Annotated in this window: 15 protein-coding genes and 1 pseudogene; 10 read left to right on the forward strand and 6 right to left on the reverse strand. The window is 39.0% G+C overall.

Annotated elements, in window-relative coordinates; translation table 11 throughout:
- Positions 1-56: 56 nt before the first annotated feature.
- From V7K53_RS16880 to V7K53_RS16895, 4 genes are all read left to right on the forward strand, one after another.
- Complete coding sequence (locus V7K53_RS16880) at positions 57-353, forward strand: hypothetical protein (protein WP_335198641.1); 297 nt, start codon at positions 57-59, stop codon at positions 351-353.
- Between the two features lie 308 nt (positions 354-661).
- Positions 662-4,000 carry a PAS domain S-box protein gene (locus V7K53_RS16885; RefSeq protein WP_335198642.1) on the forward strand — a complete coding sequence of 1,113 codons (3,339 nt, stop codon included), beginning with the start codon at positions 662-664 and terminating at the stop codon, positions 3,998-4,000.
- Positions 4,001-4,157: 157 nt separating this feature from the next.
- Entirely contained in the window at positions 4,158-4,892 is a 735-nt protein-coding gene (locus V7K53_RS16890) for a response regulator transcription factor (protein WP_335198643.1), read from the forward strand.
- A 257-nt stretch (positions 4,893-5,149) separates the two neighbouring features.
- A complete protein-coding gene (locus V7K53_RS16895; protein WP_335198644.1) occupies positions 5,150-6,241 on the forward strand; it encodes a hybrid sensor histidine kinase/response regulator in 1,092 nt (363 codons plus the stop codon).
- A gap of 68 nt (positions 6,242-6,309) precedes the next feature.
- Here the strand turns inward: V7K53_RS16895 and V7K53_RS16900 are convergent, their stop codons facing one another.
- The 3 genes from V7K53_RS16900 to V7K53_RS16910 form a co-directional block, all read right to left on the reverse strand.
- The gene (locus tag V7K53_RS16900) at positions 6,310-7,614 is read right to left on the reverse strand and encodes a dihydroorotase (protein WP_335198645.1); all 1,305 of its coding nucleotides are present in this window, start codon (positions 7,612-7,614) and stop codon (positions 6,310-6,312) included.
- Positions 7,615-7,984: 370 nt separating this feature from the next.
- Entirely contained in the window at positions 7,985-9,337 is a 1,353-nt protein-coding gene (locus V7K53_RS16905) for a histidine phosphatase family protein (RefSeq protein ID WP_335198646.1), read from the reverse strand.
- 411 nt (positions 9,338-9,748) lie between these two features.
- The gene (locus tag V7K53_RS16910) at positions 9,749-10,102 is read right to left on the reverse strand and encodes a hypothetical protein (RefSeq protein ID WP_335198647.1); all 354 of its coding nucleotides are present in this window, start codon (positions 10,100-10,102) and stop codon (positions 9,749-9,751) included.
- Positions 10,103-10,680: 578 nt separating this feature from the next.
- Between V7K53_RS16910 and V7K53_RS16915 the strand changes: the two genes are divergently transcribed.
- The 5 genes from V7K53_RS16915 to V7K53_RS16935 all read left to right on the forward strand — a co-directional run bounded on the left by V7K53_RS16915 (position 10,681) and on the right by V7K53_RS16935 (position 15,889).
- Positions 10,681-11,076 (forward strand): hypothetical protein, encoded by a 396-nt coding sequence (locus tag V7K53_RS16915; protein WP_335198649.1) that lies wholly within the window; start codon positions 10,681-10,683, stop codon positions 11,074-11,076.
- A 597-nt stretch (positions 11,077-11,673) separates the two neighbouring features.
- Entirely contained in the window at positions 11,674-12,072 is a 399-nt protein-coding gene (locus V7K53_RS16920) for an NINE protein (protein ID WP_335198650.1), read from the forward strand.
- A gap of 21 nt (positions 12,073-12,093) precedes the next feature.
- Entirely contained in the window at positions 12,094-12,798 is a 705-nt protein-coding gene (locus V7K53_RS16925) for a helix-hairpin-helix domain-containing protein (RefSeq protein WP_335198651.1), read from the forward strand.
- Between the two features lie 421 nt (positions 12,799-13,219).
- The gene (locus V7K53_RS16930) at positions 13,220-15,202 is read left to right on the forward strand and encodes a primary-amine oxidase (RefSeq protein ID WP_335198652.1); all 1,983 of its coding nucleotides are present in this window, start codon (positions 13,220-13,222) and stop codon (positions 15,200-15,202) included.
- A gap of 117 nt (positions 15,203-15,319) precedes the next feature.
- Positions 15,320-15,889 carry a peptidylprolyl isomerase gene (locus V7K53_RS16935; RefSeq protein ID WP_292738596.1) on the forward strand — a complete coding sequence of 190 codons (570 nt, stop codon included), beginning with the start codon at positions 15,320-15,322 and terminating at the stop codon, positions 15,887-15,889.
- 72 nt (positions 15,890-15,961) lie between these two features.
- Here the strand turns inward: V7K53_RS16935 and mutS are convergent, their stop codons facing one another.
- Positions 15,962-18,601 carry a DNA mismatch repair protein MutS gene (mutS, locus tag V7K53_RS16940; RefSeq protein ID WP_335198654.1) on the reverse strand — a complete coding sequence of 880 codons (2,640 nt, stop codon included), beginning with the start codon at positions 18,599-18,601 and terminating at the stop codon, positions 15,962-15,964.
- 251 nt (positions 18,602-18,852) lie between these two features.
- A complete protein-coding gene (locus V7K53_RS16945; protein ID WP_335198655.1) occupies positions 18,853-19,314 on the reverse strand; it encodes a tellurite resistance TerB family protein in 462 nt (153 codons plus the stop codon).
- A 796-nt stretch (positions 19,315-20,110) separates the two neighbouring features.
- Here V7K53_RS16945 and V7K53_RS16955 point away from each other — a divergent pair.
- Positions 20,111-20,827, forward strand: a complete 717-nt coding sequence (locus V7K53_RS16955) for a pirin family protein (protein WP_335198656.1) — start codon at positions 20,111-20,113, stop codon at positions 20,825-20,827.
- A 39-nt stretch (positions 20,828-20,866) separates the two neighbouring features.
- Here the strand turns inward: V7K53_RS16955 and V7K53_RS16960 are convergent.
- Positions 20,867-21,129 (reverse strand): annotated as a pseudogene (locus V7K53_RS16960) (hypothetical protein); the annotation flags it as partial.

Raw genomic sequence — 21,129 nt, forward strand, 5'->3', positions numbered from 1 at the left:
TTCAGTGTCTTGAAAATTTCCAGTTTAAATCCAATTGCAAAAGGAATTTGAATCTAATGTTACTAGCAAGTATAGAGCGTCGGCTACAGCATAAATTCGACCTTAAACAGGCTGTAAATCACAAATGGAATTCTGTTAATATTGCGTTGTTCCTAGTAGCTTTAATTATTCTAGGAAGCTCTAGCTTTATTATCACCTCTTATGTATTTTCTTCTGTTAGTTCGATAATTTCATCTTCAGATGCTAATCCTACATCAATTCCCTGGATTGAGAATAAGTTTGACTGTCAATCCAGTAGTAGAACCTGGCGCGATAACAAGTGCTGGGATTATGAGCATAATCCTATGTTTTAAAGCTTAGTCCTTTCTTTGCTCAAAATTTACTTTTTCCTTAATTCTAATTACTGGGATTATAGTTAAGCTGCATCTACCTTAAAAACCGTTATTTTTTTTATCAAGGAATAACTCAAAACTCAAAAAATTAAAATATAATATCCTCTAATAAATAAACCAGATTTTAAAGAAAATGGGATTTGTTAAAAATAATATAAAATTTATAAAAAAATAATCATAGAAAATACTGATGCTTTTTAATTAATTATAAGTAAAAATATTATTTACATTTTTCTTAAAGATAATTCTATTCCAGGCATCTATACATAATGTTTATTAACTCTCTCATCTCTGATAATTTACAACAGACAATCATTCGTCATCCGCTTGTTGTTAGCTCTGAGATTATGCTTCCAGATGTGATTGCACTAATCAATGAAGCTTCAGGTAATCATGATAGCTTGCCAATCAAAGATAGTAATTATTTTACTAACTCAGGTAAAGATATAGCTAGCAACACATCTCAAGCCACCAGTTGTGTTTTAGTTCTAGAAAACTCGCATTTGGTGGGGATCATTACGCAACGAGATTTAATTAAGCTGACAGCACAAGGTCAAAATATAGAGGGTATCAGTGTTGCCCAAGTGATGACCAGAGAGTTAATAACATTGGAGCTAAGAGATTTCAAAGATGTTTTTACTGCCTTACATTTGCTGAGGAAAAATCGTATTTGCCATCTGCCTATTATTGGAGATCGAGGAGAATTAATTGGATTAGTTACTCCTACCAGTCTGCTGGCAGTTTCTATTCTACAAGCTGAACTTTACAATCATACAAGAGTTAAACTTGTAGAACGCCAGAAAATCGAGGCAGAACTGCGATTGGAACGTAATTTTGTTTCTACCGTTTTGAATCTAGCAGATGCTCTGGTTATAGTACTAGATTTTCAGGGAAAAATTGTTCGCTTTAATCATACTTGCGAACAAGCTACAGGTTACGCATTTGATGAAGTTAAAGGAAAATTTGTTTGGGATGTGCTGCTGTTACCTGAAACAACAAAATGTATCAAAGATATTTTTCAAAATTTAGCCGAGAGAGAATTTCCTCAACGTTATGAAACTTCTTTAGTAACTAAAGATAGCGATCGCCGCTTAATTTCTTGGTCAAATAAGGTCTTACTAAACCCTGATAATCAAGTTGATTATATCGTTTGTACAGGCATTGATATTACTGAAAGCCGAAAAGCACAAGAAGAACTCCAACAGACTCGTAACTTTTTACAGTCGATGATTAATAATCTGCCTGTAGCCGTCTTTGTTAAAGATGCCAAACCAGAAAGTTTTGGGACAGTCAAGCTCTGGAATCATACCTGCGAAAATATTTTTGGTATTACAGCAGAACAGGCTATTGGCAAAACAGATTACGAATTTTTCTCGAAAGAACAAGCAGACTTTTTTTGTCAAAAAGACCTAGAAAGTTTTGCTAGCGGTGTACCTCAAGATATTTCTGAAGAACCTATTGACAGTCCTACTTTCGGCAGAAGAATTTTACACATGACTAAAATTCCTTTGTATGACAAAAACCAACAACCCGAATACCTATTGTGTATTTCCGAGGATATTACAGAATATAAACGAGCGGAGAAAAATCTGCAACAAGCAAAAGAGCAATTACAAACGGTTTTAGATGCAGTACCTGGGTTTGTTTCTTGGGTAAATGATGATGGATATTATTTAGGAGTTAATCGTCATTTAGCTGAAAGTTTTAACTTGACTCCCGATGCTTTTGTTGGTCAAGAATTGGGCTTTATGGAAAATAGCCCGCAATTTACAGAATTTATGCATGAATTTTTAGATAGGCAAGATGTAGCAGAGTCTAAGGTTATTGATGTCCAAATTAATGGGAAAACATGCAATTATCTGCTCGTAGCTCAAAAATATCAACAAAACACAGCCGCCGTTGCGATTGGAATCGATATCACAAAACGCAAACAAGCTGAAATAGCCTTACAAAGTTTGATAGAAAGTACAGCTTCTACGACTGGACGTGATTTTTTCCCAGCATTAGTTGAGCATATTTCTTCTACTTTAGATGTCCGTAATACCTTAGTAAGTGAGTTAATTGATGAGCAAGCTCACACTTTAGGATTTTGGTCTGATGGGCAGTTACAACCCAATATTTGCTACGATCCAAAATCAACTATATGTGAAATTTTGCTCAAACAAGGGTTTTATCACTGTAGTTCGAGAATTCAGCAACTCTTTCCTAATGCTAAAAGATTAGCTGCTATGGAAGCTGAAAGTTCTATGGGAGTTATTTTGAGTGATGATTTTGGTCAACCAATTGGCTCACTATGCATAGTAGATGACAAACCTATACCTGACCAACATAAATTTGAAGGAATTCTCAAAGTATTTGCAGCCAGAGCATCTGCTGAACTGCAAAGGCAACGAGCGCAAGAAGCTCTACAAAAACTCAATCAAGATTTAGAAGTCAGGGTTAAGCAACGCACTTTAGACTTACAACAAAGTGAGGCAGAACTTAGAGCTATTTTTAATCAAGCAGCTGTGGGAATTCAGCTAGAAACTTTAGATGGACATTTTGTTAAAGTTAATCAAAAGTTATGTGAAATTTTAGGCTATAGCCAAGAAGAAATCCTCCAGAAAAACTTTAGAGATATCACACATCTAGAAGATATACAAATCCATCTAAATCAGTTGCAAAAATTAATATCAGGAAAGGTAGAAACATTCTCCATTGAGAAGCGCTATTTACATAAAAATGCTGATGTAATTTGGATAAATCTAACGGTTTCTCTAATTCGAGATCCGCTTGGTAAACCTATTTATGCGATCGGTGTAGTTAAAGATATACGCGAGCGCAAACAAGCTGAAGAAAATATTTGTAAAGCTTTAGTAAAAGAAAAAGAACTCAGTGAGTTGAAATCTCGTTTCATTTCTATGACCTCCCATGAGTTCCGAACTCCTTTAGCTGTGATTGCTTCCTCTGCTGGAATCTTAAAAACCTTTAGTCATAAACTAGATGAACAACAAAAGCATAAACATCTCCAGTGCATTGAGACTTATGTGCAACATACAACTCAACTATTAGATGATATTTTGCTAATTAATAAGGCTGAAGCTGGAAAATTGGCATTTGAACCAACTTGTATTAATTTAATTAATTTCTGTCATTCTTTGGTAGAGGAAATTCAACTCAGTTCTCCCAAACATACCCTAACCTTTTTTCCTCAGTATTTGGGTGATTCATCAACAGGCGATCCCTTTATGGCTTGTATAGATAAGAAACTTTTGCGACAAATATTGAGCAATTTGCTTTCAAACGCTGTCAAATACTCGCCAGATGGTAGCAATGTTCAAATTGATTTATTAGTTCAAGATGAAAGCGCAGTTTTTCTAATTCAAGATCGGGGTATTGGTATTTTACCAGAGGATCAACAAAACTTATTTGAACCATTCTACCGAGCGAGTAATGTTGGTAATACGCCAGGAACTGGATTAGGTTTGGCAATAGTCAACAACTGTATAGACCTCCATAGAGGAAGAATTACTTTCACTAGCCAGGTTGGAGTGGGTACGACTTTTAGGGTAGAACTGCCACTGATTATAAGTGACTTCCTGAATGAAAAATATCTAATGTGTTATTAGTAAATAATTTTAGGGAACAATAAACTGCGGGAAATTGTTTGGAATCTAATGTAAATTTCCAAGTTTCTAAGCTGAATAATCAGTTCTAACAACTGTATTTACTGCGTCTGTAGATATCACAAAACTGCCTAGCCAAAATCACTATTGGAAAAAGCTAATGAACAAAAAGATATTAATAATTGAAGATGAAGCCCAAATCTGTTCAAATATTCAACAAATTTTAAGTTTCTCCGATTTTAATGCGATTACTGCAAATAATGGTTTAGAAGGATTACGACTTGCTAAAACAGAACAACCAGACCTTATCTGTTGTGATGTTATGATGCCTGAACTTGACGGTTACGGTGTACTGACAGCCTTACGCCAAGACCCAGTAACTGAATCTATCCCAGTAATTTTTCTGACTGCAAAAGTAGACCGTGGTGACTTACGCCAAGGTATGGAGTTAGGAGCCGATGATTACCTGACAAAACCTTTCTCTATGGACGAACTTTTGAAGGCAATTCAGGTCAGATTAAATCGGGTGGAAAAACCAACTTTAATCAAACAACAATACGAACAAGAACATCAACAAAATACCAAGTTGAAGCAGCAGATAGAGATAAATTCACAAAAACTGCAAGAGAGCCAACACCTAGCAGAAATATGCAACGATGTTTTACAAAAGCTTTTACAAGATTTAGGGAACCCGCTTTCAAATATCAATATGGCAATCTATATGCTGAAAAAAGCTCAATCCGATGTTGAGCGCGATCGCTACTTGAGTATCCTACAACAAGAGTATGCGAGAGAAATGATGTTGTTGAATGAAATGAAGAATTTACAAACATTACTAACCCCAGAAAATGCCAAAATTCTGCAAAATTTTAACGTGCTTAACCATAGCAAATAATATAGTTACGCAAAAAACCTATTGAAATATTTCAGGGTTTATACTTAGGGCATAAATATTGATTATAAGGTATTGTTGACAATTAATTTTTCTGATTTAGCAAGATAAGCTTTGTGTAGATATAGCGTTTCCTAAGCAACTGAAGTACACTCAAATCTTGTTTACCAAGGTTAGTAGTTTTGAAAACGTATCTCACTGGGTCATAAATTACTAGACCAATAACATAAAATCGATATTTTTATTTTTACTAATCATAGATGAACACAATTTTAATTATAGAAGATGAACCCCAAGTAAGGGGAAACATTCAGGAAATTTTACAACTTTCTGATTTTGACACTTTGATAGCTGCAAACGGTAAGATTGGATTAGAAATTGCTCAAGCAAAATTACCAGATTTAATTATCTGTGACATTATGATGCCTGAACTAGACGGCTACAGCGTGCTGTCTGCTTTACGTAAAAATGAAGCAACTATCAATATTCCTTTAATATTTGTTACTGCTAAAGCAGAGCGTTCAGATTTTCGTCAGGGAATGGATTTTGGGGCTGATGATTATTTGACTAAACCGTTTACTCCTGAAGAACTACTAAATGCGATCGCTTCTCGTCTTGATAAACACGCTTTGATTGAGCGCCAAGCTCAAGCCAAACTAGATGAACTCAGAATGAATATTGCTCACTCGTTACCTCACGAACTAAATACGCCTTTAAATGGTATTCTCGGTATGTCACAGCTGTTAATAGAAAGTTGTGGCATCATGCCTGATTCTGAAGAAGTCGAAATTGCAGAATTAATTTACAGATCCGCTAATCGCTTGAATGCACTAGTTCAAAGATTTTTATTATATAGTAATCTGGAATTAATAACTAAAAGTCTCGAAAAAACTCGTCAAATCAAAGAAAAAAAAGATAGATGTTTGGCTGAGAAGATTATTAGTAAAATCGCTCTTAAAAAAGCTACAGAAAACTGTAGACCAAAAGATTTAAAGTTAGATATTCAAGAATCTACAGTACAGCTCTCAGAAGAAAACTTGACTATTCTGATTGAAGAATTACTAGATAATTCTTTCAAATTTTCTTTGCCAAGCAGCGAAATTCAAGTTATCAGTAAGATAGAAGGTAGCAAATTTAATTTATATGTAATTGATAATGGCAAAGGAATGACAATTGAAGAAATTAACAAAATTGGAGCTTTTGTACAATTTAATCGAAAGTTATGGGAGCAACAAGGCTCTGGTTTAGGGCTGGCTATTGTTCACCATATAGTTAAATTATATGGTGGTGAATTTACAATCGATAGCATTCCTGAGAAAGGAACTATTGTAAGTGTTAGTTTGCCTTGCTAGAGTGTACTTGCCAATATAACCACAATAAAATAGCCAAGTTATTATTCAGTGGTTTTAAGTACGCTGTTTTAACACCAGATTTGCACAACATGACCCTTCAACTGTTGTCCTAACCAAGGTGTATTTTGTGAAAGTGTATAAAGACTTTTACGTTCGACTTTCCAAGTTTGCTGGGGATCAAATAAAGTAAGTTCCGCTGGTTGATGAGGTACGATCGCACTTACTTTTTCCCCTAAACACTCTGCTGGATTGGTACTCAATGCCCGCCATAATTCTAAAGCTGTAAATTCCTCAGTTTCAACAAGATATTGCCACAGCAAAGGTAATGCTAGCTCTAAACCAATTGCCCCAGCAGGTGCTTCGGCAAAGGCTTGGACTTTTTCTTCGTAGCTGTAGGGTGTGTGATCGATAGCGATCGCATCGATTACACCCGCACGTACCCCTGTACGTAATGCCGCCATATCACTGGGATTACCTAAAGGCGGATCTAAATGCAAGCTGGTGTGATAACTCTTAACTGCTTTAGTATCAAGTAAAAGGTGCATCCAGGTGGTGCTGGCGGTGATGGGTAAACCAGCCGCTTTAGCTGAAGCAATTAATTCCACGCTGCGAGCTGTGGAGACACGCATGATATGGACTGGTGTGCCGATGGTTGCAACCAATTCAAGCATAGCTGCGATCGCAGTAGTTTCAGCGCTGGTGGGTATTGGGGGTAAACCAAAACGGAGAGCATTTGTCCCTTCTCTCATTACACCATTCGCTGCTAACTGGCGATCGCTAGGCCAAAATGCTACTGGTTTACCCAATGGCTGGAGATACTCTAATACTCGCCGCACCAGCGCCAAATTTTCTAAAGGTTTACCATCAGTAAAACCAACAACTCCAGCAGACGCTAAATCTGCCAATTCCGTCATCTGCTTCCCAGCAACATCTACGGTGATCGCACCCCAGAGATGGAGCAGGGGAGACAAACTCTTCTCTGCTCCTATGCCCCTCTGCCCCTCTGCCCCTCTGCCCCTCTGCCCCTCTGCCCTCTTCTGCTGCAACTGTGCCACAAGCGCAGGGTTATCAATAACTGGGGAAGTATCGGGTAAAATGCTAACTCTAGTAAAGCCGCCAGCAGCAGCAGCTTGTAAGAAAGACAAGAGGGTTTCCCGTTCTTCAAAGCCAGGTTCGCCAGAGTGGCTATACAAATCCACTAATCCAGGGCCGAGAACTAATCCCTGACAATCTCTGATTTGAGTATCGGAACTGATGTCAGAAATGTGCGAAGCCACTTCTCGGATATAACCATCAGCAATCAGTACATCAAAGAGTTCGTCGATTTCAGAAACAGGGTCAATCACTCGTACTTTTTGTAGCAGTTCAGTCATAAAAGTTTTTAGTTATGAGTTAGGAGTTAAGTAGGTAGGCATAATTAAACATAAAGTAAAATCCTAGTTCGTAGTGAGCGATTCATCGTTCAAAGCAAGGATTATTAGGACTAAAGTCCTGACCCTTCTCCTAAGGGAGACGCTGCGCGAACGGGTTCGTTAGTCGCTCATGGGGGAAACCCCCTTCTCTACGAGACGCTCCGCGAAGGCGCTAGCCTCTCCCTTTGGGAGAAGACCGCGCTAACTCACTACAAACTTTAATTTATTTACGTCTAGCTACTTATGAGTTATTTGTTCTTCAGTCATTGCTTCTAACTTTATTCCTCACTCCTCACTCCTCACTCCTAACTCCTCACTCAGCACTCCTGACTCACAACGCTCCCGCTGCTGTTTTATCTAGTACGCCTCCACCAAAGTGATAGGTGATATTCATCGCTTGCAGTACTGGTAAACCATCGATTCCAGCAGGGTAGTCGATAACACTAACTGCACCGTTACCCTGGCGAAAACTCCAGAAGTTTTCCAGCGATAAACCCAGAACGTGACAAAGCAAGGTTTTGTTAGTAGCGTCATGAGCTACTACTAATACAGTTTTGAATTGATTATTTGATGCTGCTTGCAGAATTGATTGCCAAGCTGCAACACTGCGCTCCCACACCTGTTGTAAATTCTCTCCTTCAGGCATTTGCACTTGCGTTGGTATCAGCCGCCATCGCTGCAACTCTCCCGGAAACTCTTGCTCTATCTCTGTTTCTAATTTTCCTTCCCAGAGACCATGACTGATTTCTCTTAAACCATCTTGCAATTCTAACTTTACATTTGGATGTCGTTTTAAGATAATCTCTGCTGTTTCTTTAGGGCGCAGCATGGTGCTACTTACAGCAAAATCAATCTCTACGTCTTGAAGAAATTCGCTTGCTTTTTGCGACTGTTGTCTACCGTTATCGTTGAGGGGGACATCAATTTGTCCTTGAAACCTGGTTTGGCGATTCCAGTCGGTTTCACCGTGACGCACTAGTAACAATCGTACTCCTTGATGATCCGGTCGCAATGAGGGTAGAGTTTCTCCGGTGTGTTGCGTCTGATTTAAGGATTCTAGCTGGACTGGTTCGCCCAATCCTCCAGCAAAGTTTAATACGGTGACGCCACAGTTAGATTGCTGTATTGAATGGTAGCGACTGGGAGGAATTCCTAACGCTGTGCTAATCAAAGCGCGATTAATTCCGTTATGCCCCACAATGAGAATAGTTTCACCTTGATGTTGGGACAAAATTTCTTGCCAAAACTGCCGTGCTTGTTCGTATAAAGCAAGAACGGGAAAATGTTCTCTTTTTCCTTGTGCATCATTAAGCAGCATCCGCAGTTCGTCGGGGTGCTGATGCCAAGTGCGATAGTCTTCGGCAAATTTTTGCTTAACTTCAGAAGTTAGCAGTGCTTCCCATAAAGGTAGGTCGATTTCTAGCAGCAAATCAGAAACTTGAACTACAGCAGATTGTTTAGCATGAGTAGCTAACTCACTATGGATAATATCTGCTGTGTGTTTCGCTCGTTGTAAGGGACTGCTGTAAATCGTATTAAATAAGATATTGCTGAGGGCTTTGCCTACTAGACTTGCATCATTACGACCTTTTTCGGTTAATGTTGACGCATCAGTGCGTCCTTGGATACGCCGCTCGGTGTTATAACCGCTTTGACCGTGGCGCACAATGATGACACGAGTCATCTCAAAGCCCTCCTCTTATCTTGACGATTAATTTTACTGCAAAACGATTGCATAATTATCGACTCAGGAAGGCAGATTGAGTCAGGTGCAAAACTTTGTTCTGCTAGAGGAGGCAGTAGGATTGGCTAAAACTGCCGTTTTCTGAACAATGTTTTCTAATAAAGCTATTTTGATTTCAGTAAAAATATAAGAGTGAAAATGATGTGGAAAGAATTTCGGAATTGTGTCTAGTACAATGTCTAACCTAGTAATGAAAAGTTCGTAGTAAGGACTTTAGTGCTTAGAAAATTCAAGACTAAAGTCCTTACTACAAACTTGTTTACCTTACTAATTTAAAGTTAACAGACGATTAGCAAGAATTTTGGCCAATGCATAATTAATGAAAATTACAGCGTCAGCTTTTATCCCTGATTATTTTCTCCCTATATCTAACTGTACTTGCAATCCATCATTGTCACTGCCTGACTGAGCCGGTGTTAAGAAAACTGAAGTGTCTGGCTGTGATAATGATTCGTTAAAGCGGATTTTGGCTGGAGTTTTATTTTCTCTTCTATTATTGTTGGAAAGACTTGCTGGATTAGTTTGCTCAAAAAAACTTCTAAAGTCATCTTGGGCTGTTTTCTTATCGATTCCAAGTAGAGAATCACCACTTAATCTATATTGTCCGGGATTTGAGTTTGATGCTGGTGATTGAGCGTAGACTTGGCTTCCTAAGCTTACAAAGGCTGCCGTAATCCCCAAGAAAGCAATAATTTTGGCGTTCATCTGTTTGATCCCAAATTATTTTTAATATTGCTTGTCTATTATTCTCTGGGAAAAGTATTTTGATTAACTCTATGGTTAGGTTCAACTATAATAATTGTATTGCGTATGTACTTAGTGTGTCAATAATTTTTGGTGTTTGAGATATTAACAGGCTATAACTTTGGGATCTCTTGAGAAGTTAAATTATCTGGTTAAGCTTCTGGGCGATCGCAGTTAAGTTCGTTGAGATATGCCAGGATAAAATTAAGGATATTTAACAGTGGCACAAGAGCGATCGCTTGGGTGAAGCTGTTTTAATTACCACTACTACACTTTTCATTACAATCTTACAAATTTGTTACTAAAATAACGAGTTTAGTTACCATCACTACGATTTTTGTTACAAACATCATAATTTTCGTTACAATTTTACAAATTTAGTTACTATCACTACGATTTTCGTTACAAACGTCATAGTTTTAGTTAATATTGCTGAGTAAAATGTTACAATAAGCACCAAAACATGTGGATTTTACCCAACCAAAATTAAGCTTTAGTAAGGCAAGCTAGCTCTAGAACACATTAAAAAGAACATCATTATGCCTCGTCAAAAGCGTACATATCGCGTTCTAGAAAAAGCTGAATTGAGAATTGCCGGACTCAAAGCAATCGATCCCAGTATGGATTTTGGGGATGCTCGCAACTTGCAAAATGTCGCACAAGTTATTCAACAGTATCGCAGTAAAATAGATGCTTATAATACCACTCTAGCTGTGATTGACTCTTATAAAAGTGAGATGAAAGAGTTGGAAAAAACTTTGAGCGATCTGAGTGAAAAAATGCTCCTGGGAGTTGCCTTTAAGTACGGCAAAGATAGCCATGAATATCAGATGGCGGGTGGTGTTCGTAAAAGCGATCGCATCCGTAAAAGCAGAGCAACCCGATTGAGATCGATTTCAGAGGAAGCAGTTCTTAAGGATGCTACAACTGTATAAAAGCGCCCTGAAATTAAAGTCTGCTGCTACTGAAACAAAGCTTGTTTTTAGCAAGATTTTAGGCATGAACAAGAACTTACGATCGCTGTCATGCTTGAATTTTGCATCGTTTTGTTGTCTAGAAAAGCAAAGAAAGCAAAATTTAAGTGATTTTTCGGCTGTGCATTTTACTTTAGTCATCAGGAACTTTACGTAAATCTATTGATGAAACTATAAGTAAATTCGGTAAAATTCGTGAGGTTTAACAGATAAGGACTAACTAAAATTACCTTTAAATACAGTCAATATCTGTTAAACTAAACAACTTTGTAATAATCGCTCAATTGTTTATAAGTAATTATTACTCAACATAACTTTATTCACTGATGAGCGACTTAAATAACCAAAGACTAAACCTCAAATTTCATCAGTTGCGTTTAGTTCCATATTTAGCAATTGGTTCTCTGATTTTTTATTTCAATTCCAACCTAGATTTAAACTACATAGTTAAAGGATATTTAGTCTTAATGGAATCTCAGCTATGTATAATCGTTATTTATTTTTTGACAGCAAAAATCACTAGCAAAACACATAAATAATCAAAAAGGGTCAAAAAGTTTGGTTGTATTGTATGCCAATAGATATTTATTAGAGTTAATTAAGGAAGTAAATGTTATGAAGACTAAATCTACAGCAATTATACTTTGCTTTTTTGGTGGCTGGCTGGGAATTCACAAATTTTATTTAGGACAAAATGTAGCAGGTATTTTGTACTTATTGTTTTTTTGGACTTGTATTCCATCTTTAATAGCCTTTGTTGAGTTCTTCGTTCTAGTTTTGATGCCAGATCCCGAATTCAATACAAAGTATAATCAAGGCATAGCAAGCACAGGTGGAGCAGTATCTGCAAAAGATGCAACCAGTGCGCTAGCTGATTTAAAAAATCTTTTTGATTCTGGGATAATTACCGCAGAAGAGTATGAAGAAAAGCGGCAAAAGCTTCTGAAATCTTTGTAAATTAAAACTATTAGTCGATTTATGATGTCACAATCTAAATCTTGGTTTCAACAAACTCCTGCTTGGGTGTGGTTATCATTAATTCCGACATTAGGGGGATTTGCTATTGTCTATGCAGGTTATAAATCTAAGACTAAAACTTGGGTTTTCATAGGAATTGGCATCTCTATATTAGCTTTAGCTTTATCAGCTAATAGTTTAGCATTTGCGCCCTGGATAGCTCAAATTGGCATTGCTTTCTATCTCAAGAAATCTTATTTAGTAAAAACTTATCCGAAAAATTTACCAATTCCAGAAGAACAAGAGTTAGCAAAATTAGTTGCGAATACTCGTGAGAAAGTAGATATTAATGAATGCTCTAAACATGAACTAGTTAATTATTTAGGGCTGCCGATAGTTTATGCAAATAACATCGAATCATTGATGAATGAGGGATATGTTTTCACTCATGTAGAAGAGTTAATCGAAATAGCTGGAATTCCCGAAAAGCAGGTGGCTAGAATTACACCACTGATTACTTTTAGCTACAACTACAAAAAAGAAGCTGATTGTTCTTGGAAACGATTAAATACATATTCAACTGATGAATTAATTACCTGTGGATTGGATGGAGCGATCGCACAACAAATTGTTACCGAAAGGCAGCAACGAGGTGAGTATAAATCATTGATTGATGTGAAGCAGCGTACTGGATTACCGTTTAATAATTATCGTCACATCGCTTAAAGGATGTTTGAAAAGTTATCAAATATTTTTTACCCCACCCTAAACCTCCCTTACAAAGGCGGGGCTGTTTCATTCCACAAGGGTAAGAAGTTTGTCAATATCATTAGATAGAAATCATAGTCGCAATTGTGATGGAAGTATGACCATTTCGACGGAGTATATTAATAGCGATACCTATGGCGGACTACGCCTACGCTCTCAGGATTGAGAGATTGGCAGGAGCATTACCCATACGTATTGTTGAATCATCACTTGCAATTTTACCTGTTTTAGTTTTAGAGAATGAAACAGCCCTGCCGCAAGCGGGCAGGGGTTGGGGTTCTTTTATTATAATTAATTTCGCTTTAGCCTCTTAATTTATCGGTTTTCAATCTTAGGTTTGGAAATAGGTAACTATAAGTCTTTTGTAAAAATGTAAAAGATGATTAAGCGGCTAAAGCATTTTTTGTGGTTATCTATTGCGATCCTTTCCGTCATTTCTATCTCAATCGGATTAATGGAAAGATTGACAGCTCAACAGCCTTCTATTTCCCATCCCCTCACTTCGCTAACTGAGGTAGAAATTAGCACAGCTGTTTCGATCATTCAAAGAGAAAAAACTTTGAGCGAAATGGCAGTTTTTCCTCTCATTACTTTACAAGAACCAGATAAAGAAGAAGTTCTAAATTTTACACCTGGTAAAGTATTCCAGCGAAAAGTTTTTTTGGTAATCTATGAGCGTTCAGAAAACAAAACCTTTGAAGGAATTGTTGATCTGACAAGCAAAACCTTAAGTTCTTGGAAAGAAATACCGTCTGTTCAACCTGCGATCGTTAATTCAGAATATGAACTAGCAACTCAGATTGTTAAAGCCGATCCCCGATGGCAAAAAGCGATGCAAAAGCGGGGAATTAACGATTTCGATCGAGTTAAAATCAGTTGGTGGGCACCAGGGATTCTCAGCAAACAGGAAGAAGCAACAGGTAATCGTCTTTGTCGCGCCTTATTTTACTACAAAGGCAAAGGCTGGAACTATTACGGTAGTCCGATTGAAGGAGTCTTAGCAACAGTTAATTTGAACACAGGGAAAATTGCTAGTTTTGTTGATAGAGAAAATGTACCTTTCTCTAAAGAAAACTGGGATTATGATATCAAATCCTTGGGCAAATTACTGTCACCACTTAAAGTATTGAAAATACTCCAACCTAATGGTAGAAGTTTCCAGATCGAAGACAATGAAGTTAGCTGGCAAGGTTGGAAGTTTCGCTATTCAATGCATCCTCGTAATGGATTAATGCTGTATCAAGTGACGCATAAAGACGGGGAAAATATTCGACCAGTTTTATACCGCGCTAGCCTCTCAGAAATGGTAGTACCTTATGGCGATCCTAAGCCTACTTGGTCATTTAGAAATGCCTTTGATGTTGGAGAATACAACTTAGGTCTACTAGCAAATCCGATGGAATTAGGTAAAGAAATTCCCGAAAATGGCTTGTTGTTAAATGCTGTATTTGCTAATGAGCAGGGAGAACCTTATCAAATACCAGGGGTTATTGGTATTTACGAGCGCGATAACGGAATGCTGTGGAAACACTATGAATATAATACTCAACGTAATGATGTCCGTCGCAGTCGAGAATTAGTGATGAAGATGACGGTAGCCATTGACAACTATGATTACAGCATCAATTGGATCTTTCACCAGGATGGGACTTTGGAAGTCCAAAATGAATTAACGGGTATCGTATTGGCGCAGGGAACGGCTGCTCAAAAGCAATCTGATGATGATTCCTATGGTCGGTTAATTGCTAAGAATATCTTTGGAGTAAATCACCAGCACTTTTTCAACTATCGCCTAGATTTGGATGTCGATGGTCAAGCGAATTCTGTGATGGAAATGAATGTGAAAGCTTTGCCGATGGATGAGAAAAATCCTTTAGGAAATGCGATCGCACTTTCAGAAACTCCACTAGCTAAAGAAACGACTGCTGTGCGCGATTTGGATCTGAAAAGCAGTCGGGAATGGATGATTATTAGCGCAGACAAAAAGAATCCTCTCGGTGCTGCACCTGGATATATGCTGATGCCTGAAGGAAATTCTATGTTTTTCCCTGTAGAAGGCTCAAAAATCCGCCAAAGGGCAGAATTCGCAACTCATCATATCTGGGTGACAAAATATAAACCCACTGAACTTTATGCTGGCGGCGATTATCCCAACCAAACTCAAGCTGGGCAGGGTTTGCCAAAATATATTGCAGACGATGAAGCCTTGATGGGTGAAGATATCGTACTGTGGTACACAATGGGCGTAACTCATATTCCGCGATCGGAAGATTGGCCTGTGATGCCTGTTCACCGAGTTGGCTTTAAGCTAGTCCCTAGAGGATTCTTTAGCCGTAATCCAGCGATAAATTTGCCTGAGTAAAATATTTGTTGGCTCAAGTTTCCTGCCTTCAGGTTTTTTCATGTCTAAAGGCGGTAACTTGAATGCTGATAAACTTATATAGTTCAAATACTGGCACTGGTTAAAATAGGATATCTAATGAACTTTCCAGAAATTAATATTCCCGGTGATGGAACACTGCACGCTCGTTTAATTACTTCTTTGGGTGAAATTGTAGTTCGTTTGGAAGAAGAGCGAACCCCCAACACCGTCAAAAATTTTGTCGGTCTAGCAACTGGAACAATCGACTGGAAAGACCCTAAAACGGGTCAATCTGGTAAGGGAACTCCAGCTTACGATGGAGTTCGCTTTCACCGGGTCATCCCTGATTTTATGATTCAGTGTGGCGATCCTCTGAGTCGTTATCTAGATACAGCCAACCGATGGGGTACTGGTGGCCCAGGATATCAATTTGAAGATGAGTTTCATCCTGAATTGAGACACACTGGTGCAGGTATCTTGTCAATGGCTAATGCCGGACGCGGTACTAATGGTTCGCAATGGTTCATTACAGAAGCACCAACACCTCACCTTGACAACAAACACAGTGTTTTTGGTGAAGTTGTCCAAGGTCTAGATATAGTCAACAAGATCGCTAATGTGCCTACAACTAGAGATCGTCCAAATCAAGAAGTAGTGTTACAAAAAGTAGAAATTTTTCGGCAGTAATTAACACCCCGGTTTGTAGTAAGTACTTTAGTGCTTAGAAAATAACGACTAAAGTCCTTACTACAAACTTGCTTACCCATCGAGATTTTGCAGTCCCATCGCAATCTTACTGTGTTTTTCAATTTGCCCCATAACTTGTTTTGCGCGTTGAATAACTACAGCTGGTAAACCTGCCAATCTTCCCGCTTCAATTCCATAAGACTTATCAGCACCTCCTGGTTGAACTTGGTGCAAAAAGATAATTTGGTCGGGTAATTCTTTCACCGTCACCTGATAGTTAGCCACATTCGGGATAATGCTAGCCAGTTCATTTAATTCATGATAGTGAGTAGCAAAAATTGTGCGCGATCGAATATCAACTGCTATATATTCCGCCACCGCCCAAGCTATGGAAAGACCATCAAATGTTGCTGTTCCGCGACCAATTTCATCTAATAATACCAGCGACCTAGATGTGGCATGGTTGAGAATATTTGCGGTTTCATTCATTTCCACCATGAAGGTAGATTGACCAGTTGCTAAATCATCTACTGCACCGACACGGGTAAAAATGCGATCGCATATTCCCAATCTAGCAAACCTAGCTGGTACAAAACTACCAATCTGCGCCATTAACTGAATCAATCCCACCTGACGCAAATAACAACTTTTGCCACTGGCATTTGGCCCAGTCAGAATAATTAAATCGGGACTGTCATTTGTCCTTTGTCCTTGGTCACTTGTACTGAGCGTAGTCGAAGTATTTGTTATTTTTTCTTCATCATCTGCTAATGACTCTTGACCCAATTTAGTCGAATTCGGCACAAAGAAACCCGCAGGTAAAGACTGTTCCACCACAGGATGACGACCATCAACAATGTTAATCTCCCTCCCTGGCAACATTTCGGGACGACAGTAACCTTGATGTACCGCTAACTCAGCTAAACCACACAACACATCCGCCGCCGCCACTGCGCGAGATAAATTGCGAATTACTTCCGCCTCTTGTGCTACCTCTTCTCGCAACGCTGTAAAAATCTCATATTCCAACTGATTTAAATCATCTCGCGCTGTGAGAATCCGCGCTTCTCGTTCCTTCAAATCTGGGGTGATGTAACGTTCTTCATTGGTTAGGGTTTGCTTGCGGATATAATTAGCGGGTACTTGGTCGGCTTTGGTGCGAGAAATACTGATGTAATAACCAAAGGTTTTGTTAAATCCTACCTTGAGTGTGGAAATTCCTGTCTTAGCTCTTTCATCAACTTCCAAATTGGCAATCCATTGTTGGTCTGCTTCTACAGTGGCCTTTCTTTCATCCAACAGGGGATTTACACTAGGGCGAATTAATCCGCCTTCTTTAATTAATATGGGTGGCGACTCTACAAGATGTGCGTGTAACTTTTGTGCCAATTCTTCCAACACACTTGGGACTTTCTGCAAAGCTTTCAGGAAAGGAGAACGCGTCTCAACTACTAAATTGGATAATTCCGGTAAGCGTGAGAGGGAATCTGCTAAAGCTACTAAATCTCTGGCATTAGCTGTACCAGAACCAGCCCTTCCTGTGAGGCGTTCCAAATCATAAATTTGCCTTAATAAATGCCGCAAATCTTGACGCAGAGGCGTATTTTCCATCAATTCTTGAATGGTATCTTGCCGCGCCCGAATGCCTTTAATATCAAGTAGCGGTTGCAACAACCATCGCCGCAAAGCCCGCCCACCCATTGCTGTACTAGTTTTATCTAACGCCCAAAGTAGGGAACCGTGAAAAGTACCATCCCGGACGGTTTGGGTAATTTCCAGATTACGGCGGGTTTGATTGTCAACAATTAGATAGTCCGTGACAGTGTAGCTGCGGAGTCTCTGGAGGGTGACAGGGTTTTCTTTTTGAGTATCTTCCAGGTATTCCAGAAGACCACCAGCGGCACGAACGGCAAGGGGAAGACGATCGCAACCAAGCCCTTCGAGCGATCGCACCTTAAATTTCTGCAATAATCTAGGTCTAGCTTCTCCTTGAGAAAAAGGTAGTTGCGATCGCAAACTATAACAAAATGATGGTGGTAAACACTCAGGAAGATGCGGCGAAGTCTCTCCGGGACGCAGCAAACTCCCCAAATCAGGCGCATTTGTTGGAACTAACACCTCTGATGGTTGCAAGCGCATTAGTTCTTGGGTCAAATGTTCTAAATCGCTACCTTGAGTGGTAAGAAATTCACCTGTAGAGATGTCTGCATAGGCTAAACCCCAATGATTTGCGGCAATTACTACTGCTGCTAAGTAATTATTGCGACTGGATTTGAGCATTCCTTCTTCTAGCAAAGTGCCGGGTGTAAGAATGCGCGTTACTTCTCGCCGCACCAATCTCCCAGCAGCTTCAGAAGCATCTTCCACTTGATCGCAAATTACCACTGCGTAGCCTTTTTCTACTAACATCGTCGCATAGCGTTCCCAAGCGTGATGTGGAACACCAGACATCGCCACCCGTCCCTGTTCTCCAGCTTGCTTACTAGTGAGAACTAATTCCAATTCTTGCGCTAGTTTGACAGCATCTTGGAAATAGCATTCAAAGAAATCTCCTACCCGATACAGCAATACCGCGTGAGGATATTTATCCTTTGTCTCGACATAATGCAAGTACATTTGACTTAGCTTACTGCGATCCACCTGTAGATGGTCAGAAATAAAAGTACTCGCGTCGGGTTTGGTAGATGGAGTTTCAGAGTGAGAGGCGGTCATAGATGCTATCGAGTTACGCACGGAAATTCCCCAATATCCGATGATAACGTGATGTGAAAGTTGAATGGCGATCGCTCAAGGATATTTTACTTTTATCTGAAAAATGTTAATTTTGATACAATGCAAAATTCCCAACTTCTTCATGAAGTCGGGAATCTGAACAACTTAACCCAAACAAAATTATTTCATATTCTAAATTAGCAACCCCAAATTAAAGATGGTAGATGACTGAGGTTGCAAGTCAAAAAATATTACTCCTCTTCTTCCTCTTCTTCTTCTCCAAACACTGCGTCTATAAGTTCTTGTGCGCGTTCGTCTGAAATATTTAAGGCTTCTTGAAGTTCAGAGATATAATCTTGTTCGGCTTCGGGTACTTCTTCGTCAATCCCTACTACTAAAATCGCTGTGATGTATGCAGCTTCACGATAACCTCTATCGGGTAAGGATTCGATCGACTGGGCGATTAAATCTTCTGGTTCTTCTTCTTCAATCAAGCTGACAACTTTTTCGGTCAATTCTTCAAAGTCTTCTTCAGAGTAATCTTCAAATAAGTCAACCCGACCGAGAAATTCACTCAAAGCATATTCTTCCGTGGAAGAAATACCTTCACCATCAGCCGCAGCAGAAAACAACCCAAGAATTGCGATCGCAACTTCTGGCTCTAGAGCAACTGAACTAACACTACGGCCTTTGGGCAACTTGCGTTTAGACATAATTATCCTCTAAAAGTTACGTGATATTTCAGGAAGTCATATTTTGCGGTTTATCATGCTTCCTCGATTTATGATTCCCAAAAGAATGCAGAAATATACATTGGGATGAATCTTTTTTCATAAAAAATACGCAGATAATATGTTCATCTACGTATAAAAACGGTTAAATTACCTTCAGCATTCCTAGTTTTCTGGGTTTCAATATAACGACTTATCCACTCATAGTGCCCATTATTACAACAGTAACACCAACCAAAGTGGATGTCTTCGACCATCAGTTGTTCTGAAGTCTTCCACTTGCCGCAGATGTTCAATCAGAGAAACACCCATGATTTTTATCCCCTCAACACTTGCAATTTTACCTGTTTTAGGGAATGAAACAGCCCTGGGATTAAGGGGGGAAACTTGAAATTTTGCTCCGTCCCCTTCACAAGGGAAGGGTTGAGGAGAGGTGATTCAACGATTTTTGCAAGAGGTCTATTATATAAGTCGTCGAATTCACCTTACCTCGATCGGATTTTTGATAGGTGTATAACACGCCCTAGCAGCTAATGTTGTTGTGCAAAAATTTAAATTGTAGTAATTTAGTTTTCAAAAAGTGTATTTTATTCACTGAAAAATATCTGTCAAATTTCACAGTATCTTTTTGGTAAGTACGCCACTTTTAAGTGCGTACTTTTCATTCTATATGTATATACTTTACTATTTAAATAGTTACAAATTAGGTCTAATCAATCAGAAGTCTAAGTTTTGAATTCTAAATTCTTCTAAAAACAATTAACAACGAGGTAAATTTATGTCTCAAAATACAATTACCCACTTAATTCACGATCGCAATGCTCGCGGTCACGCGAAAATGGGCTGGCTCGACAGTTATCACACATTTTCCTTCGGTAGTTTTTACGATCCTAACCGCATGGGATTTCGCTCTCTGCGGGTAATTAATGACGATCGCATCGCCCCTGGTGCTGGATTCCCTACCCACAGCCATCGTGACATGGAAATCCTCACCTATGTTTTAGAAGGTGCTGTAGAGCATAAAGACAGCTTGGGTACTGGCTCGGTGATTCGCCCTGGTGATGCCCAGATTATGAGCGCTGGAACTGGAATCAGCCACAGTGAATTTAATCCTTCACCAACAGAACCACTACACTTGCTACAAATCTGGATTCTTCCCGATCGAGAAGGAATAACGCCAAGATATGAACAAAAAGCTTTTCCTCTCGAAGAAAAGCGCGGTAAACTCCGCTTAATTGCCTCTAAAGATGGGCGCGATGGTGCTGTGACAATTCACCAAGATGTTGAGTTATACACATCTGTTTTAGAGTCAGGTGATGTTGTTAATTATCAAGTCAAAAGCGATCGCTATGCCTGGTTACAAGTAGCGCGAGGCATAGTCAACTTGAATGGTGAAGAACTCAGAGCCGGCGATGGTGTACAAATCAACGGCGAAGAACAGCTAGAAATTAGCACCAACATCGGCGGCGAAATCTTGCTTTTCGATTTAGGCTAATATCTCTTTTCTCTGTTAAAGGCTCATTTAGATGAGCCTTTAACTCAGAATATAATGTGCTTTGGGGTGAATTATGGCGATCGCAATCTCCGACAACCAAGCCACAAGTCTAAAAAACTGCTGAATGAGTATCAAAGACTCATTAATGGAGTTCAAAGACCCTTTAATGAAGCTCAAAGACTCATTAATGGAGTTCAAAGCCTCTTTAATGAGTATCAAAGACTCATTAATGGAGTTCAAAGACCCTTTAATGAAGCTCAAAGACTCATTAATGGAGTTCAAAGCCTCTTTAATGAGTATCA

The organism is Nostoc sp., assembly GCF_036917355.1.
Taxonomy (GTDB): Bacteria; Cyanobacteriota; Cyanobacteriia; order Cyanobacteriales; family Nostocaceae; genus Nostoc.

Coding starts and splice junctions, on each gene's coding strand:
- V7K53_RS16880 (WP_335198641.1), top strand. CDS start 57: ATGTTACTAGCAAGTATAGAGCGTCGGCTACAGCATAAATTCGACCTT.
- V7K53_RS16885 (WP_335198642.1), top strand. CDS start 662: ATGTTTATTAACTCTCTCATCTCTGATAATTTACAACAGACAATCATT.
- V7K53_RS16890 (WP_335198643.1), top strand. CDS start 4,158: ATGAACAAAAAGATATTAATAATTGAAGATGAAGCCCAAATCTGTTCA.
- V7K53_RS16895 (WP_335198644.1), top strand. CDS start 5,150: ATGAACACAATTTTAATTATAGAAGATGAACCCCAAGTAAGGGGAAAC.
- V7K53_RS16900 (WP_335198645.1), bottom strand. CDS start 7,614: ATGACTGAACTGCTACAAAAAGTACGAGTGATTGACCCTGTTTCTGAA.
- V7K53_RS16905 (WP_335198646.1), bottom strand. CDS start 9,337: ATGACTCGTGTCATCATTGTGCGCCACGGTCAAAGCGGTTATAACACC.
- V7K53_RS16910 (WP_335198647.1), bottom strand. CDS start 10,102: ATGAACGCCAAAATTATTGCTTTCTTGGGGATTACGGCAGCCTTTGTA.
- V7K53_RS16915 (WP_335198649.1), top strand. CDS start 10,681: ATGCCTCGTCAAAAGCGTACATATCGCGTTCTAGAAAAAGCTGAATTG.
- V7K53_RS16925 (WP_335198651.1), top strand. CDS start 12,094: ATGATGTCACAATCTAAATCTTGGTTTCAACAAACTCCTGCTTGGGTG.
- V7K53_RS16930 (WP_335198652.1), top strand. CDS start 13,220: ATGATTAAGCGGCTAAAGCATTTTTTGTGGTTATCTATTGCGATCCTT.
- V7K53_RS16935 (WP_292738596.1), top strand. CDS start 15,320: ATGAACTTTCCAGAAATTAATATTCCCGGTGATGGAACACTGCACGCT.
- mutS (WP_335198654.1), bottom strand. CDS start 18,601: ATGACCGCCTCTCACTCTGAAACTCCATCTACCAAACCCGACGCGAGT.
- V7K53_RS16945 (WP_335198655.1), bottom strand. CDS start 19,314: ATGTCTAAACGCAAGTTGCCCAAAGGCCGTAGTGTTAGTTCAGTTGCT.
- V7K53_RS16955 (WP_335198656.1), top strand. CDS start 20,111: ATGTCTCAAAATACAATTACCCACTTAATTCACGATCGCAATGCTCGC.